An 18326-nucleotide genomic window follows, 5' to 3' on the forward strand; every position below is an offset into this window, starting at 1 on the left:
ACATAGATGAAATATGCCAAATTACTGGGTAATACATCATTTTTATACAATATATAAATAATATAACTTATGATATGTAAAAGGTGGTTATAACTTGGAAAATAAAGAAATGGTTAATGTAAGAAGTGAATTGTTAGAGAGACTTCAATTAGAATTGATAGGTCCTAATGATCCATTTGAAACATTAATTGAACGTCCCTCTCAACGTTATTTGTGTGGAATACTTTGGCCTGTAAGGACACAAATTGATAAATCTGAAGACGACAATTTGGATTCAGGTAATGAAGGAGAAGAAACAGGTAACGAAGAAAACTTAGCCCCCCTTCTCCAAGCAATGAATCCCTCTGCAATTGGGTTATCATTCATAGTGGAAGGTGAACATACTGTTGAAGCTAACATTAGCTGGGGAAAGTACAAAGAAGTTCCAGATGTAGGTGGGAACACAGAAAAGACAAATTGGTCGAGAATAAATAAAAGCCAAGACAATATTACGATAGATGTTACAAAAACGGATGTAAGACAATCAATTCCGTTACAAAACGAGGAGCATGTATTTGTCGAATATCAATCAAGAAGTCTAACTCATAACAAGTATGCAGTCAGCCTTTTTTTAGTAAATCGAAAGCTAAAACCAAAAAAAGTAGTCGAAGATCTTTATTGTATTTTCCAACCAGTAATTACTATTAGTGGTATATCACAAGGTAGTAAGCCGTTTGCTGTACGTAAAATAGATGATGATATTTCAATCTATAAATCCATGGATGATCAATCTGATGATCTACTTTATCGTGATCAACAAGTGTTTGCCAATGGTCATGGTGTTGCAGTAGAGTGGGCGGATCTTACTAAGGATGGGAAGCACGCAGGAAAATTAACAACCATTACAATGCCCTTTTATGAAATCCCGAGAGTGATTCCTCCAAAATGGGAGAATGAGGGTAGCCTAGATATGAAAAAGCTAGCAAATGCTAATGATGGAGATGAAATATATTCTTATCTCTCCCCTCTTTGTCGTGAATATACAAATTGGATTCATCAAGAAGAACGAAAGCTAAAAGACCTTGATCCAACTTTTCACGAAACTGGAAAAAGACATATTGGTAATTGCAAAAAAGCTGTAGCCCGTATGGAAGAAGGATTACAACTAATAAAATCTGAAAAAGATGTGTTTATTGCATTTCGTTTTGCTAACAAAGCAATGTCTCTTCAAATTGAGCATTCTGTTTGGGCAAAGAAAAAGGAAAAAGATTTTTCAAAAGGACCAGATAAAATTGACACACAATGGCGTCCATTTCAAATTGCCTTTGTTCTACAAGGGTTAGCAGGGTTATCTAACCCAGAACATGACGATAGAAATATTACAGATCTACTTTGGTTTCCAACGGGTGGAGGAAAAACAGAAGCATATTTAGGACTAGCTGCCTTTACAATGGCACTAAGAAGAATGAAAAAAGACCAAGGTGGATATCGTGGGGATGCTGGTGTAACGGTACTAATGCGATACACATTACGACTGTTAACAATTCAACAGTTCCAAAGAGCAACTGCATTAATTTGTGCTTGTGAAACCCTACGAAAAAATCAACCTGAGTTATTTGGACATGTACCATTTCGGATTGGTTTATGGGTTGGAATCAAAAGTACACCAAATACTTTTGATGAAGCACTTGATGCGGTAAAACAAACAAAAGAATCATATAAGAAAAAGAGCGTAACTTTTAATAAAACAGGCACACCGGTGCAAGTATTAACATGTCCTTGGTGTGGGGCTTCTCTAGTTAATGATGAGAAAAGTTTTAGTCATTCCTATTTCCCCGATCGTAGAAAACGAAGAGTACATATTTATTGTTCCCGCAAAGAATGCGAGTTTGGCAGAAGCCCAAATAGTGATGGAATTCCTGTTCTTGTTACGGATGAAGAGATTTACAGATTACTTCCTGACCTATTAATCGGTACAGTTGACAAATTTGCCCGTATGCCTTGGGTCGGTGAAATACAAGGTTTATTCGGCAAAATTGCAGGTGAAGTCAAAGGTTGGGGCTTCATAGCTCCGGGAGCTGATGAAGATACTGTAAATAATATGAAAAAAGTTACGAATGGAATTGAATACAGTGACACGAGAAAATTATTACCACCTGAGCTTATTATTCAGGATGAGCTTCATCTCATATCTGGCCCACTAGGTACCATGGTTGGTTTATACGAGACAGCTGTTGATACACTTTCCTCAAGAATAATAAACGGAAAATCAGTTGGTCCTAAAGTCGTAGCATCAACAGCGACAATTCGCCAAGCAAAAGAACAGGTTAAAGGCTTGTTTGCAAGAGATATTTCGATATTCCCAAGTCCTGGACTTTCATCGAATGACTCATTCTTTGCAGTTGAACAACCACTTGAATCGGTTCCTGGAAGAGTCTATGCTGGTATATTTGCACCGGGGAAAAGTATGAAGACAGCACTTGTAAGAATTTATTCTGCCCTACTTGCTTCAACTGGAGCAATGGAAGAATTTTCGAAGGAAGATCTCGATCCATATCAAACAGTTGTTGGCTACTATAATAGCTTACGTGAACTGGGTGGAGCAGTCCGACTAGTAGAAGATGACGTTCGTGCGAGAATGGATGTTTTGGAAAAACGGCAAGAAGGTCAAAACTATAAATTTTTAAAGAGAAATTATGAAAATGATGTACCCGAACTAACAAGTAGAATTGACTCAAAGGACATCCCCAAAATTTTGGATGACTTAAATCAGCCATTTTATGGAAAGATGATAAACAAACCAGTTGATATTGTCCTTGCTAGTAACATGATTTCAGTTGGTGTTGACGTGGATCGACTAGGCTTAATGGTTGTAACAGGTCAACCAAAAACAACTGCTGAATATATACAATCAACAAGCCGGGTTGGACGTAAATTTCCAGGGCTAGTTATTACTTTGTATAACTGGGCCCGTCCGCGGGATGTTTCTCACTATGAACAATTCCTTGCTTATCACTCAGCCCTTTATCGGTATGTAGAAGCAATTAGTGTAACACCTTTTGCTTCACGGGCACGTGATCGTGGGTTAGCTGCAACATTTATTTCCATGGTTCGATTAGAAATTGAAGAAATGGCAAAAAAACAAGATGCGGGTAATTTTGAGGAAGATAATAACTTTGTTCAATTAATAAAAAGTCGCGTATTGGAGCGGGTAGAAAAAATAGATAATTCTGATCGACGAAATGAAGTATTAAAAGATTTAGAAGGCTACTTTGAGGTATGGGAAACTGATATTAAAATTGGTTCACTCTATTATAATGGTGGTGGAAAAAAAGCCAGAAACCTAATGTACAGTCTTGGAAATAAAAAATCTGGTTCGTTTGGAGTTCCTAATTCCATGCGTGATGTAGAAACAACATTAGGAATTTATTTACGGAAGGAAGAGTAAGCAATGTCTAATAAAATAGGAGAAATTAGACCTAGTCAATTTATTTCAACGTTTGGACCTGGTTCAGTTTTAGAGTTGCCGGACTACTCCATTATTATTGCAGGGCTTGATGAATGGGAAACACAACATTGCATACCTATCCAAGAGCCAAGACTTATACGAAAACTAGGACTTAGAAAAATCCTTTCTCTCCCCTTTCCAAAGAGAGAAGGTGGATTTGGAGATCAACTTCCGACAATTCCAGCCTTTCGTTTTCCCGTTTTTCATGTCTGCCCAGAATGTCGCAAACTCGCGCCATATAATTATTTTTCAGTAGAAAATGATGGGGTATATTGTTTTAATAATAAAGGAAAAAATGAGGAACCATGCAGGAAAGTGAAGACCTTTCCTGTCCGTTTCGTAACTGCTTGTGAAAACGGGCATTTAAATGATTTTCCTTGGAATTACTATGTTCATAACGGTACGAATCAAGACTGTAAGGGAGATTTATATTTAGAGGACACCGCACGTACTGGTGCTATCTCAGATTTAGAAGTTCAATGTATGTCATGTAAAAGTACTAGGTCATTACAAGATGCATTTCAAAAAGAAGACAGTAAAAACCCATTAGGAAAATGTTTTGGTAGTAGTCCGTGGTTAGGAAAACATGCCCAAGAGTCTTGTGACCAATCGCCAAGGGTTTTATTGAGAGGAGCATCAAACCTCTATTTTTCAGTAATTGAAAGTGCACTTGCTATTCCACCCTACACAAATCCGTTGCATTCAATTGTGGCCTCGATCTCAGATCGACTCGAAAAAATGGATTCACTTGAAATGCTACAAATGGGTATGGATATGGGCTTCTTGCCCGAATTAGAAGGGCAAGACCCAGTAAAGGTTTGGGAAGTTCTTCAACTTCAACAAAACTTAGGAACAGGTGAAAGCCAAGATCTCCTTCGACCAGAATGGGAAGCAATCATCCAAGGAAATCAAAATAGTGAGGAACACCATTTTGAAACAGAACGACAGGGAGTACCAAATGATTTCTACTCTTTAATTTCACATTTGATTATGGTTCGAAGGCTTAAGGAGGTTCGAGTACTTCGCTCGTTCACTAGAATAAGCCCTCCACCTGATACAACTGCACTTCTTTCAGGTGAAGGGGATGAAAATGAGATTATTTCATATGAAGCCCCCTTAAGCAAACAACAACTTAATTGGCGTCCTGGTGTAGAAACACACGGTGAAGGCATTTTCATTGGCCTTAATGAAAACGCACTTCAGCAATGGGAAGATGAAGTGGAAAGCTATGAAGACGAAATGAATAAAAACTACCAAAAATATTGTGATGATCGAAATATTCCAGAAGATGAGCGAGCAGCATTTCCAGGAGCTCGTTACATATTATTACATACTCTATCTCACTCTTTAATGCGACAATTATGTTTAAACTCTGGATATTCTTCATCAGCCCTAAGAGAACGGATTTATTCAAGACGTGGAAACAACCCAGATGATTGTATGGCTGGAATTTTGATATATACAGCAACTCCAGATTCAGAAGGAAGCTTAGGTGGTCTTGTAGAACTTGGTAAGACTGAAAATTTTCATAATGTACTATGGAAAGCACTTGATGAAGCAAGATTGTGTTCAAGCGACCCGCTTTGTGCTGAACATACACCAGAAACAGTTGGAGACTTAAACGGAGCTGCTTGTCATTCATGTATGCTAGCATCAGAAACATCATGTGAACGTTCAAATCGCTTCTTAGATCGTTCACTACTGGTAAAAACAGTTTCGAACCAGAACATTCACTATTTTAAATAAAATGAAGCCCGAAATCACTTATGATTTCGGGCTAAAATATAAAAATTTCTTATGGTGCATATTCTTTTATTTGAGGTTTTCCTAGTTTCTCCAATTGAAAAAGCAATTCATAGTTAAAATCATCAACAATATTGTTTTTATTGTAAATAACAATAATATCAATTTCATCTATCTTTTCAATAATTTCTAATAATCCATCACTTTGTCCAGGGATGTCAATGATACCACCTAATAAATTCCATCCAGATTCTTCAATAAATAATTTCAATTTATTTACTAAATCGTAGATCTCCTCATCACCTTGACCATAAATAACAGCTTGTTTCAAGGTGTTTTCACCCTCTATCATCATTTTCATTTGCATGTAAAAACCTTCGAATTATTTTGTATTTAATTTTAAGTCATAAATTTTGAAGTTATAGTTAAAGGAAATTTTATCTTGTTCTTTTAACTGCATGACAACCCTTTCTTCCTTAATGATATTCACTTTAATCAAGTTGTCCATTAGAACATCAAATAGATTTTCCAATGTTGATTTTACAAATAATCGTCTCACACCATAACGTTGCTCAAAATCCTTACGTTCTTCTACATTATCATACATATTAATGAAAAAGATTCGGACAATGTCCCTCACCGTAAATCCTTTTGTTAAACTTTTATTAAAAATTATTCTTATTAAGTTTAGATAGTCTTTTTTATTCTTATATCCATCTGATAAAGCACTTGCCAGTTTATCAAGAATATCTTCATTAATAAGTAATACAGATTTACCATCCGTTATGTCAGAACTATTTAAATAGGTAATTCGATTACTTGATTTTGGTTTCTGATGCAAAAAATTTATGAGTCTATCTTCAAGCTCGACTTCATTTTTACTCTCAACCGTATTTCTTTCTTCCAAGAAAAGGTTATTCATATCATTACTATATTCTTGGCTAATAATTATCAACGATCTAATCAAGTCAATTTCCTTATAAAACTTGACTTCATCATGAATGAGTTCTCCATCAAACCACAAGTTTTTTATCGAATGAATATATTTATTCACTTGTTGATTTATATAGAATTGAATCGTTTTAAGATGATTGCTCAGTGTTAAACGGTCAATATCCATTTCTGTTGAAAAACAATTCCCAACAATTATTGGTGCATAGTCTAGCTTTTCTTCCCATTTTTTTACGAATTTTTTATAAATATCACTCTTAGAACTCATCTTTTTTTCATAAAGTTGAGAAATAACGTTGATTTCCCCCGCCCAAAAATGATCAAGCACATGCTCTTCAATTTGTTTGGTAGTTCCTCGTAGGAAGGAAGCCTTACTTTCATATCCTTTTATAGCTAGTAAAATATATTTCATGAGTTGGTGTAGATCTTTATGCGGTTTTAATGCCTCATGAATCGCTTTTTCTAAAGCTAAAAAATCAACATTCTCTATAGACATAAGCTTCCAAGAAAGTGTCTTTTCAATGGTAAACTCCATTTCGATAGAAAGTTGAAGAAAAGGTGTAAGATCCCATTGGTAACCTGTCAGTTTTAGGTAATAGTCTGACTTTGCAATACCCATTGATAGAACTTCATGTCCTTCTTTATTATAAATAATATGACTATAAGGACTCCCTAATTGTTCATTTACCTCATCATAAAGGTTTAAATCAGAAAAAACTCTTTCCAACTGCTCTATCCTCTGACAAATAGTTGGATTAGGATCAATCATTTTCTTTACTTTCGAACTTTGAAAGTTAACACTTGTTGGAACTGTCATCATGTATCACCTTTAACCAGTAGAATTTTTTCTAGACCTCAGTTAATTTAATTAACGTTTCATGTCCTCCATAAGTGCAAACGTTTGATGTTTATGCTATGAAAATTCAATAGAAGTATTTGTTACAACTTGATGCAACTCACATTCACATTTAATCTGTTTAGCACACAAAACCTCTAGATAGGTTTTCATAATAACTTTATATCTCTTTACATCTTTAATCAAACTTTTTGAATTGGAGGGTAATTCTTGAGTCAATTTACACTCTTCCTCTCACGATCATTAACGAAATCTTTAACTTTGTTAAAAAAATTTAGGCTTGGTTCGATCGAAGTATATAATTCCTCAATTGCTACTATGTCCCCTTTATTAAAATTCTCCAAAACACATTCAGAAATTATATCGCTCAATTTTTTTTCTTCTTGTGTAATCTCTATCAATGTATTCTCTATTTGCTGAATAAGAGATTCCGTATCGAGGAGCTGAATTTCTAATATTTCGTCACTTTGGAATTCGATTATTTCTTGTCCTTTTTCTTCTTGAGGTTGGACATCGTCTGTTGACTCTGTTATCAATTCTTCATTATCTACTTGTTTCATCCAATCATCTTTTCCTGTTTCAGCGGGTTCTTCCATTTCTAGATTTTCTTCATTTATATAATATCTAGATAGTTTACTTATATTTAATCTCCAGTATCCTTTTTTATCTTCAACTTGCTTAAAGCATTCATTTCTACTCAGGAGGTTTGTCACAGTATTTTTAGTCGTGGACCGTTTTTCAGAAATTTTATCCTGTAATAGGGACCAATGCATTCCAGAAGGATGTGTCGCCAAGGTTTCACACATTAAACTAAAAATAGATTTATTAACTGATTTGCTTTCTTCAATTAATCGACCAATATCTAAATATCTTTGCTGCTCAGTGGCATACCGTTCATCAAAACCTACTTTATGGACTCGTATTAAAAACATGATGTCTTTATCTACTTTGAATCCCAATTTGTGTCCAGGTTCGATCAAGGAATCGGCAAAAAAATCCATGACACCATCACCAAAGAAATAATACTTACCATTTCTAATCTCCCAATTCCATTCATAGCGGTATTCTTCATGTTCAATCATTATTTTGCCGTGAGTATTTTGCCGGAATAAAATTGATTGTTCGATCAAAGTCTTAGGGATTATAAAATACCCTTTAACTCGGTCAAAATAGGAAACGGTATGATAGGCATAGAACATATCCTCAGTTATCTTCTTTTCATTTCCCCATCTATTTAGTACTTGCTCACTCGAAGGGGTAACAGACTGATTTGCATATTCCATTAATTCGCTCACATTTTCTATTGTTGGAGTGGAATTTTTAACAGCATAGTAGACTGTTTCATCGTTTACTATTTTTAAATTGGCCGCTTCTTTTCTATAGAGCCATTTGTGTTTATCGATTTGTTTTATTTCAGGTACAACTTCTAATAAGTCTTTAGTAGCCTCACTATAAATCGGGAAAGAAGGTTCATTTTGTGAAACCTTAAATACATGGTTAATTATTTCTGTTGTGGACACTTCCTTCTTACTTTCTTTTAGGAAGTTGATAATCTTATAGCTGAGTCTGCCTACTTCTTCACTTATTTCTACTGGGACTTCAATCTCTTGCTGGTCAATATCATTTATGTCTTCCGATAATTTAATCTCAATTCTATTTCCAAGAGTGGAAAAACGTTCATCAAATTGGGGTAGAAAAATAACTTTCTCCTTGTCTAGTTTATTTGTTAAGACAACCCTTTCAATTACATACTCCTTTTCAGCATCTATAAGGTCACTCTTTAAGATATAATCATAGACCATATTATTAATAATCACCCATTCAGATAAAATCCAGTAAGGGGTATTTTCAATTTGAGAAAATCGGATATCGGTTAATAACATTTGTCTTAAGACATCGTCAGCCTCATATACTTTTAATCTATATTTCATGTCGGAAATTCTAAGTGGGCTTTTTCGCGGATTCATATATTCATAGATGTGATTAAGTCTTGCATCGATTTTATCCTTTATTCCCCATAGTCCATCTTCAACCTCATAGAAATAAGACTTAGGTGCATTCAATGCCAAGTCAACAATTTCTTGTATGTCATTAGATGAAGAATTAAGATTCATCCAATTCTTTTTTACATATAACACTATTTCATGATATGGCAGTATATTTTCTGGATTTTGTAATAATGCTCGTTTTATCAAACTGATATTACTATAACAAATACCTGGTATTTTCTTATTAATTAATTTCATTAACAACCCACCACCTTTATTATAAAGTTAAAACTCTTCCTTAAATCCATCTAAAGCTTGTGCCCATATTACCGATTTGTGACGATATGCCTATTACTTTTATTTTTCTTAATAGTCTTATTTTACCAAACTATTGATTGTGAATATATCTTAAATTGTTTTATATCTCGAAAAGATCACGGTATTTAGCAGCCTATACATTCATGGAAGTGAACCGTAACCTTTTATCCTTATGAATTACTTAACTAGAGTTCATTGAATCTAATAATATTATTAAAACATGCAATATTTCAAAGGATAAAATGTTCTTATCTAGAAGTTAATTAATATATTTTATTTTGGGGGAATGTCAGATGGCTAAAATATATACAAAAGAGCAAAATCAAGTTTTTGTGGACGTTATGAATGATTACAGAGACCGAATAGATGGATTATCACCTAAAGAAACTCAACGTATAACCAAAGCTTTTGCAAAGGATTTAATAAATACAGTTCCAATACTGTCTGACCGTAGCCAAAATGGTATTGCAGAAAGACTCGTATATTTTGATAACCTTTTGGCGGCTGTTACATTTCCATTTCAATATTATTTAAAAAGTAGTCATCATTACTTTGGAAAGCTGCAAAGAAAAAACGGCGGAACAGAACCAAATAAATGGAAAACACAACATGAAGGTAGAAGAGAATAAAATCTCTTTTGGAAAAATGTATATAGTCCAATTTATTACCCTCCAATTCCTGAAAATTAAAAACAGCTACAAACATTTTCATTCAATGTTTATAGCTGTTTTATCTTTTAGTATACTAACTCAATTCACCTAGAGATACCGGTGGTCGGGGTATATCACACATTTAAAAAAATGGTGACTATATTTCATTCATATTTCTTCAAATGTAATTAATACTAAAATATTGTTTTGCAAGAATTTGTGTGATTATTTTCTATTCATCTAAATTGATCTTCCATCGATCTACTCCATTGATTTGGTAATATATATGCCAAGCCACATCGTTCGGCAAAATTTGTAATTGATTAACAAATGTTTTCGCTTTTTCAATGTTTCCATTATAAGGTTCTGTTAGAAAATATTTGATATCTTTTACATGAGACTCTCTAAATACATTGTCTTTAAAAAATTCCTCAGCCATATCGCAACCTTTATTAAACTGTTCTAATGTGATTTTTTTTAATTCCAGCATGTTATTATTCCTCCACTATTTTTATAGTTCACTAAAGAATAGCCAGGAACGTGTACTATGTAATATACGGTGGCAAATTACAAACCAATGGCTAGTCTCCTACTTTTGATCTCCACATTACTATTCCGCAATCCTTTTCAGTTGTACAGCATGGTAATGAAAGTATTATTAAAATTAAGAGTTTTAACACTTATCAATTGCCGACCATTAGAAATTCTGTATCTTGCGTAATGGTTTCTACTGTTTTGGCATAGAACTTTTTCTATTCCTATTATTGATAACTCCTTTTTTACTATGTTGCATTCAATCTTCGCGTCATTATAGTTTTTACTTAGATCCTATAATAAGGACTCAAATTCATAAACATCTCTTTAAGCTCTGCTTCATCCACATCATGTTGGAAGATATATTCCAAAAGCTCCTCTTGTTTTGCTTGTCCTAAACTTAATCTGTAGAGCTGAAGTATTTTCATCAAGCGTTGATATTTATGTCCGTCCTTACTAAATGGGTAGATTGGCACAATTCTTTCGATTTGTATACCTTGATTCTCAGAGAGGGTCCAGTATGGTACTAACTCAGATGTATTTTCATTACGTTCACTTTTATTCGCTTGATCGAACATCTCTTCCCAAATATCTTTCTCAAATTCTAAATCTCCATATTTCCTGGCTATATTTTGACGTATAGCAAAGGATTTGTAGCGATTAATTCTTCCTTCTCGTTGTTCCAAGTCAATCGGATTAGAAGGAAGGTTCCAGTGAACGATTTTACGACAATAATAATGGAAGTCTAGTCCTTCTTGCCCAATCGAGGTGGAAGCAAGTACAAATGGACGGAATGGTGAATTGAAAGATCTCCTGACACTCTGTTTTCTATCGTGTGCCCTGTCTTCATTTCGTTTATCTGCGAAACCAACAGCATAACTAGTTCGCATACGTAATCCTGAATGAGAAGTTCCTGTTGTCACCCTTCTCTTGAAACTAGAGAAAGTATCTACTTGCAATGGGGCACTTCGAAACTCTAACGATTCTTTTATCGCCTCAATAAGCTCTTGATTTCTTTCCGTCGTATCTTTATGTTTTAAACCACCCTCTTCAAGCAGCATATGAGCATATTCATCAATAATTGCCTGAAAGTTGCCATCTACACAGTATCGGAGGACATTTTTCCAATGGGTGTGTTCTCTATCTTTCGTTGAATACTCTAAATCAACGATCGCAATTGCTTCCTGAGAATTAAACCTATTAAGTACTGATTTGGCAAACATGACGATATCCGTTAAAGATGTTGCGTCAATTTGATCTAGCATTCGTATTCCACAAACGCTTGGAGAACCGAGTGCCATATTCACCAATACTTCAACTAAATCGTCTGGTTTCTTCCCTAAAGTAGGGTATTCCTCTGATAAGAAAATTTCCCGTAACTCTTTAAAGTGAAGTGTTAATGCTTTGTCGTCTCCATCTTTAGTATCTCCTTGATTATCTACTTCCATAAAACGCTCAGTAGAGAACCAATCCTTCATGACGGGTTCTTTTATATCAAATAAAAGAGGAGCCATAAAATACCATCGCTCATCTATTCTAGAACTTTCTTCTTCTGGGATCTCATTGAGCATTTCCTTGATTTTTTCAGTAATCTCTTCTTTTATCTCAGTTAGTGTTACTTTCCGATTTAAGACATCCACCGGATCAAATAATTTTGCTAAAGAAATAGAAGGAAAAAGTAGTGTCAGATGATTCATATTAGATGGTGCGTTATCCTTCATGACAAAGCGAATACGTGGCTGTGGGAATCTTCTCTCTGCTGAATAGAGATAATTCTTTTTACTTTTACGTTTTTTCTTATTAGGTATCTTTTTTATCATTTCACCAACTGTTAAGCGCTCTGCTTCATAAGAAAGCAACGTTGCAATTGATCTAGGCACCATTTCCCAAGCAGAAAACACTAACACTTTTGAAAATTGCTGATGTCCAGTATAGCTTCCTCCAAACTCGTAGTATGGCCGCGATGGCGGAACCCATAATAATCTCTCTGCCCCTTGAGGCAACGCAATTTCCTTTAATTTTGATAGTCTAGCATTTACATCAGGTATTTGCCTATAATTATCAATGCCTTTTCTCTCAACCCATAGTCCTTCTTTATTGGTTAAGGACACATTGTCGGGGTGATGGCTGAAATACTGCGTGATTTTCTGTTTTAATTTATATTTATCCATAAAAGACATCAAATAAGGTGCAGATTTCACATATTCCACCGGCAGTTTATCATTTAATCCCGCGTCTTGTAGCAGTTGATCCATATTTATATAGGATCTTACATCTTCATGAGAAACCTCTAATTTCTCTACTCTTCCTTTAATCAATTCACTTGCGCCTTCTGCAAGCATTCTTTCGGTTCGAGCTATTCCTTTATAAAGCTGCACCTCTGCTTCTTGCTTTTTTGCATTTAAAATAACTAAATCATGATGTGTAAACTCACTTAATGCAGTGGAGTAATCTTTCCACACCGTTTCAAACCTCTGCTGTTGATCTGGTTTTTTCTCAAATAAGAAATTTGTGACTTGGAAAAACTCCTTGTAATGATCATCACTACCTGACTCTTGGATTTCCTCCAATGTCGAGTACATTTTATAAGGTGTCGCCGATAGCAGTAGCGTTTTCACTTCTTCTTTTGATGAGTTACCACTATTAAAAAATTTCTTCGCAAGAATTGCGGTCTCACTTTCACTTTCTGTGTTAATCAACTCCGAAAATCGTTGGAATTCATCCATAATAACTAAATCTGGTTCCATCATCTTCACACTGATTTCAGCCATCATTTTACGTAAAAAAAGAATGACTTTTTTTGAGCCTTTTACTCTTGCATCAGGATAATTTTGTTCCTTTATGAGTTGACAAACTTCTTGAAGGTCATGATGAATTGTAGGGTTGTTATCAAATGCTAGTTCGATTTGTGAGAGAATCGTTTCAATGTATTCCCCATGACTTATCTCATCTACAGTCAAGACTCTATCCTCAAAATAGTTCTTTAGCCAGTTCCAACTGGATTTGGCCTTGTCCATCATGAACCAATCTAGCTCTTCAATATGTTCCTGGAATTCTTCATGTCTTTTTAAAAATGCAAACATCAAAGCTCTTTCGTTTGCACTACCAAATCCGGTAGTCATTTCAAACGATGTCATCGGTGTTAAAGGAATTAATTGAATATATTTTTCCTTTAGCTCTTCATCATACTTATCTTCAAAAATTCTAAGGTGCTGCATAGATAACCGATTATTTGAAGCCTTTTCTACCTGTACATTCTGATCAATCATTAATTTTTTCAAATTCTGACTAGCAATGCCCTGATTCGAACAAACATACACAACCTTGAATAAAGGATCTTCTACTATTTCCCTATGGTACCGAGCGGTCTTGGCAATAACACCTTTAGCTATTAATGTTTTGCCAAGACCTACTTCATCAGCTACAAGTACACGGCTATAGTTATTGGTAAATAGATAATGAATTCGTTCAACCGTGGCTCTTTGGAAATCCTTAAGTCCCGAAAGTATTTCCTTTTCTTTCTGTTCTAGATTTATCATTTGATTCACCTATTCTGATTTGCCCTTTTAAAAGTTTGATACAATTTTTCGAAGTCTTCTGGGATGATTTCTTCGTCACGAATAATATCAATTACATATTCAACATCATTAAGTTTTTCTGGAGAACGTGAAACTGTCCTCAACATATTCTCATACAGAATGGGTCCATCCATATAAGCAGAGTCCCATGCAAAGTCTCCTTTTTTGTTTCTTTCAGACTGTTCAAGTGCTGCTAGTAAGAAATCATCTGCTAATAGAAATGCGACATACCTCAGAAAAGTCATTGGATCACGAATAATACTTTTATAGATCTCGCTATCTCTATCAGCTGGTATTCCCTCTGTATCGATTTTTATAATTCTTTCTACTTGGGTATCACCTAATACAGCTTTTACAGTGTAAAATTCCCCAAGTTCTAACAAACTCAAATCAGAGAAAAGCACAGTTTCCTCTAAAAATTGCTCCTGTACTTGACTTAACAATGGTTTAATAAAAAAACGAACAGTACCTGGGAGTTCCTTACTATGAATAGCTAACGAATATGTACCTTGAGTCTCTGTAACAATTGCCCGTAAATCATTTCTACAAAGTTGTTTAATCCCCTTTTGTAGTTGTTCTAGCAAGTCTTCTTCCTTTTCCTCTTCAATATCCGGAAGAGATTCGATTTTTTCAAATGGATTATCTTCCTCGTCTTTTCCAAATAAATCTTCAAGCAATTGTTGTATTCTAAACCCATACTTCTTGTATTTTAATTTTAGTAGAAATTCTACATTTCCCTGAAACGCATTCCTAGAACAATTGGCAGACCCTATGTAAAAATGGTGTTGATTATATTTACTCTTCACATACAATTTCGCGTGTATATCCTGAGGCTGTGCAATCTCCATATCTTGGTCATCTTCTTCACTAATCACACCTTCGCCTTCAACAATCATTTCTTTTAATACATAGATATCACAATAGTCAAGAATATCATTCTGAAGTTTATGTAATTCCGTTCTTCTTGTAATCAGTACGAACTTCTCGTCTGACAACTTTTTCTCTGTCAATTCTTTTAACGTACTTCCACTTAAAAACGGGGACATAATAATGAGATCATGATATGTTTCAAAAATTTCGGTATTGTCCTTACCATATCCTTCGATTCCAAGTGGCAGAAAATCATAATCCACAAAGTGACCACCTGGTACAAAATGTACAAAATCCAACTCTGATAGAAGATTCTTCATCGATTCCCGCTTAGTCGTATCTGGAACATAAGGAAGTAGATGATGAAAAAAGTCCTTTAACGGTTTCGTCTTAGGATTCACATCCTCTTGCTTTTCTCCTTCCAATGCCAACGCAATATCCCAGCTGCGGTCAAATGTTAAATTTCGAGTTAACACGAGGAGTCGATATAACGCTCGATTTTCTTTATTCACATATTTAATTAACCATACTTTTGGATGGAAGGAGAGATCGTTTTCTAACGCGATTTCACTTACACTGTTTTCTAATAATGCAAAGATTGTATTGTTTTTCTGAGGTACCTTTATTTGCCCTGCTTCGCAGAAGATCATAAATTTATCTGAGGCCCTCCTAAGTCCTTCCAACATAAAGATTGGATTATCTTGAAATGTATGACTCATTTCTTCTGCTAAACTTAGCGCTAGTGGCACCCCAATTAATGCCTCTAAATCAAGTGAATAAGTCGTCCCAATCGCAAATTCAACTTCATAATCGACCGGTGGCTTTAATATGTCACTATAGTTCAATCTGTTTTTATCAGGCTTAAGCACGCTACTCCCCCAATCCGTCCAAAATATCGTTAATTATCGCTTTCGCAACTCGAAAACGATAATCTAGGGACCGAATTCCAACCCATTTCCCATCATAAGAAAAGGCCATCGAATTATATAATTTGGCACGATCCTTTGATTTTAATTCTACTTCTCTATTAATTAATAGGTTATCGATTTCACCCACGTCACCATCTATTGCAAGCCTCTGCCAATCACGGAGGAAATTCTTCAATCGTATATTTCTTCTGTCTATATGTAGAAGGCTTAACACCTCTAAATAAGGAAAAGAAGAAAATTCATTTTTCACAAAAGAACTGCTGAGCCATTTTTCCCATTCCTCTACGGCGTCCTCATTCTCCTGTTTTGAAAGGATGACATTGTAACGTATATTAGCTCCGGAAATAAATTTATTAAATTTGTTTGCTAACTGATACATCCGTTTAATGTGATCAGGTAAATCAAACATCTCCCCGATCATTTCAAAACTTTCTACTAGTTTTAGTTTTTCTGGATCTTGATGTAGTAAAAAAGCAAAAAGACTGTGTTCTGTTTTTGAAGATAAGATAATTCTTTGCTTCAAAAACTCTGCTTCATGTCGAGTTAGCTTTATTTGTAGATTTTCTTTCCAATCACTTTCAGGAATTAGACAGTGCCAGAAAGTCCCATAATATTCATTTCCAGCATCAATATCATCTGTCTCCTCGTCACCTAAGGATTTCAAAGCTTGCTTATTTCTTTTTATGGCAAAAACTGATTTAGCATAGTTATCGAGGGTAAGATTTTCATACTTAAATATTTTAAATTTCCTAAGCCCATTCCAATAGATACTGGATGGCTTTCTTTTTAATTTCTTACCAGATCTCCCTCCAATAATTCCATCCAAATCTTTACCTTGTTTTAAGATATCAATAAGTTCTAACTCTTGTTGAGAGAGCTTATTTAGGAATTGATTATGACTAGAGAATGATTCTTTTTCTAGCTCCATTACCAAATAAGGAACAATAAAAAAGTATTTGGCTCTCGTTTGTAAGGTAGATGTACCAGGAAAGAACGTATCTGAGAAACCATCTCTAATCATTCCAATCCCAAGCTCATCCACAGCTCCTTTTTGGGCTAACAAATCGAGAATAGCCATCACTTTATTTCGATGTTCATTCGAGTAATCGATCCAGCCTATTTGAAGAGGATTTACCATTTGAATGTCCTCCTGTTTTTTCATCGTTAATCTTTTATTTTTATAGTTACTATTCTTTTTCCTTTTTTCTAAATGCGGTAATCCTTTAACACCCTAGAGGAAGGTTCTGTTATTCATTGTTGCTAAATATCGCTAGCCCCAAGGAATTATTACGAAATATTTCGCTCTGGTCTATATCGTGCATCAACAGCGCCTTCTAATTCTGCAAATATTTACTTACTTTTATTTTCTTAGCTATTGTCCTTGTCTAACATGTCTAGGATTATATTTACTACTTCATTCATATTTTTGTCATCTGACAATTGAACTTCGCAACAAGACCCATTCCAGAATTTTTGCACAGAAGCCGATAGAGATTTGATTGGATGTGAAGGCAGCATAGGTCTTACCTGGGCTTCTTCTCTCATCAAAACAATTCGAAGACTTCTCTTATTAAAGATAAAGATAGCCTGTTTTTTATTTTCTCCTTTTCGTAACCCTATATAATATTTCGTTGCGTTAAACTCAGCTTCTGGATATGTTTCTTTTACCGTCCCTCGTATTGAAAGGTAAAGATTTTTAATCTTATCAATCGCATAGTCCATATGTATTTTTTCTGTGTATTCTTTCTTGACTTCTTCGTCTGCATCTTCGTCAATATTCATGACAGAGTATTCAACATTTTCGAAATCAGGATCAAGTGTAAAAATAGTATCTTTGCCGTCACTATATTTTTTTAATATTAACAGTTTTACCGTATTCCCCCACTCACCATAGGTTTCCATGATGTCCGGTAACTCTTTTTTCTCTCCATCAATAATAATCAAAATGTTGCGGCTAGTTTCCACCGTATCCTTCATGAATTTATAAAGCTCTTTCCTCCCTATTAGACTTCGAAACTTTTCCGTAATTTCTTTATCCTCCTGCACAAGAGAGTATAGTTTGTTAATTAATTCGTCCTGGCTTTTACGATTATTAAAAAATGCAAAGAATTTTGTAATTTGTGGAAATATATGCCCATAAAAACTGTGTTGGCTTAACTCAGCTTCAACAATATAAAAAACAGGATTGTTTAAATCCGACAAATCAAACAAAAAACCATCTGGTATACTCCCCCCAAGTGATTTTCCTTCAATTTTTTTCTTCGCATCAATATAAATAGAACGTTGACCAAAAAATAATTCTGCATTTTGGACAACGTCCCTTTCTAATTCACTTTCTTTACTATAGGCAACTTCTGAGAAACGTTGATTTTGATAGTACACACTCATATTCGTTAACTCCCTTTTAAATATTCTCATCTAT

Annotated in this window: 11 protein-coding genes; 3 read left to right on the plus strand and 8 right to left on the minus strand. The window is 34.7% G+C overall.

Annotation, left to right across the window (positions count from 1 at the left end; translation table 11 throughout):
- Positions 1–94: 94 nt before the first annotated feature.
- Together drmA and drmB are read left to right on the plus strand one after the other, a co-directional pair.
- Positions 95–3427: a DISARM system helicase DrmA gene (gene drmA, locus CKJ95_RS09410; RefSeq protein WP_257215744.1), complete on the plus strand. Its 3333-nt coding sequence runs from the start codon at positions 95–97 to the stop codon at positions 3425–3427.
- Between the two features lie 3 nt (positions 3428–3430).
- A complete protein-coding gene (gene drmB / locus CKJ95_RS09415) occupies positions 3431–5233 on the plus strand; it encodes a DUF1998 domain-containing protein (RefSeq protein WP_099353153.1) in 1803 nt (600 codons plus the stop codon).
- Positions 5234–5282: 49 nt separating this feature from the next.
- Here the strand turns inward: drmB and CKJ95_RS09420 are convergent, their stop codons facing one another.
- From CKJ95_RS09420 to CKJ95_RS09430, 3 genes are all read right to left on the minus strand, one after another.
- Positions 5283–5597: a hypothetical protein gene (locus CKJ95_RS09420; RefSeq protein WP_099353154.1), complete on the minus strand. Its 315-nt coding sequence runs from the start codon at positions 5595–5597 to the stop codon at positions 5283–5285.
- A gap of 15 nt (positions 5598–5612) precedes the next feature.
- Entirely contained in the window at positions 5613–6998 is a 1386-nt protein-coding gene (locus tag CKJ95_RS09425) for a hypothetical protein (protein WP_099353155.1), read from the minus strand.
- A gap of 254 nt (positions 6999–7252) precedes the next feature.
- The gene (locus CKJ95_RS09430) at positions 7253–9283 is read right to left on the minus strand and encodes a hypothetical protein (RefSeq protein ID WP_099353156.1); all 2031 of its coding nucleotides are present in this window, start codon (positions 9281–9283) and stop codon (positions 7253–7255) included.
- Between the two features lie 353 nt (positions 9284–9636).
- Here CKJ95_RS09430 and CKJ95_RS09435 point away from each other — a divergent pair, with 353 nt between their 5' ends.
- A complete protein-coding gene (locus CKJ95_RS09435) occupies positions 9637–9972 on the plus strand; it encodes a hypothetical protein (protein ID WP_099353157.1) in 336 nt (111 codons plus the stop codon).
- A gap of 253 nt (positions 9973–10225) precedes the next feature.
- Here CKJ95_RS09435 and CKJ95_RS09440 read toward each other — a convergent pair whose 3' ends face one another.
- The 5 genes from CKJ95_RS09440 to CKJ95_RS09460 all read right to left on the minus strand — a co-directional run bounded on the left by CKJ95_RS09440 (position 10226) and on the right by CKJ95_RS09460 (position 18292).
- A complete protein-coding gene (locus tag CKJ95_RS09440; RefSeq protein ID WP_099353158.1) occupies positions 10226–10483 on the minus strand; it encodes a hypothetical protein in 258 nt (85 codons plus the stop codon).
- A 331-nt stretch (positions 10484–10814) separates the two neighbouring features.
- A complete protein-coding gene (locus CKJ95_RS09445; RefSeq protein WP_099353159.1) occupies positions 10815–14066 on the minus strand; it encodes a helicase-related protein in 3252 nt (1083 codons plus the stop codon).
- Positions 14067–14071: 5 nt separating this feature from the next.
- The gene (locus tag CKJ95_RS09450; protein WP_099353160.1) at positions 14072–15844 is read right to left on the minus strand and encodes a phospholipase D family protein; all 1773 of its coding nucleotides are present in this window, start codon (positions 15842–15844) and stop codon (positions 14072–14074) included.
- A 1-nt stretch (position 15845) separates the two neighbouring features.
- Positions 15846–17042: a DUF6361 family protein gene (locus tag CKJ95_RS09455; protein ID WP_099353161.1), complete on the minus strand. Its 1197-nt coding sequence runs from the start codon at positions 17040–17042 to the stop codon at positions 15846–15848.
- Positions 17043–17272: 230 nt separating this feature from the next.
- A complete protein-coding gene (locus CKJ95_RS09460) occupies positions 17273–18292 on the minus strand; it encodes a hypothetical protein (RefSeq protein WP_099353162.1) in 1020 nt (339 codons plus the stop codon).
- Positions 18293–18326: the final 34 nt, after the last annotated feature.

Origin of the sequence: Fredinandcohnia onubensis, from assembly GCF_002734285.1 — a bacterium.
Lineage (GTDB): Bacteria > Bacillota > Bacilli > Bacillales > Bacillaceae_L > Ferdinandcohnia > Ferdinandcohnia onubensis_A.

Excerpts from the sequence above, each read along its gene's own strand:
- drmB (WP_099353153.1), top strand. The coding sequence starts at position 3,431 with ATGTCTAATAAAATAGGAGAAATTAGACCTAGTCAATTTATTTCAACG.
- CKJ95_RS09420 (WP_099353154.1), bottom strand. The coding sequence starts at position 5,597 with ATGCAAATGAAAATGATGATAGAGGGTGAAAACACCTTGAAACAAGCT.
- CKJ95_RS09425 (WP_099353155.1), bottom strand. The coding sequence starts at position 6,998 with ATGACAGTTCCAACAAGTGTTAACTTTCAAAGTTCGAAAGTAAAGAAA.
- CKJ95_RS09430 (WP_099353156.1), bottom strand. The coding sequence starts at position 9,283 with ATGAAATTAATTAATAAGAAAATACCAGGTATTTGTTATAGTAATATC.
- CKJ95_RS09435 (WP_099353157.1), top strand. The coding sequence starts at position 9,637 with ATGGCTAAAATATATACAAAAGAGCAAAATCAAGTTTTTGTGGACGTT.
- CKJ95_RS09440 (WP_099353158.1), bottom strand. The coding sequence starts at position 10,483 with ATGCTGGAATTAAAAAAAATCACATTAGAACAGTTTAATAAAGGTTGC.
- CKJ95_RS09445 (WP_099353159.1), bottom strand. The coding sequence starts at position 14,066 with ATGATAAATCTAGAACAGAAAGAAAAGGAAATACTTTCGGGACTTAAG.
- CKJ95_RS09455 (WP_099353161.1), bottom strand. The coding sequence starts at position 17,042 with ATGGTAAATCCTCTTCAAATAGGCTGGATCGATTACTCGAATGAACAT.
- CKJ95_RS09460 (WP_099353162.1), bottom strand. The coding sequence starts at position 18,292 with ATGAGTGTGTACTATCAAAATCAACGTTTCTCAGAAGTTGCCTATAGT.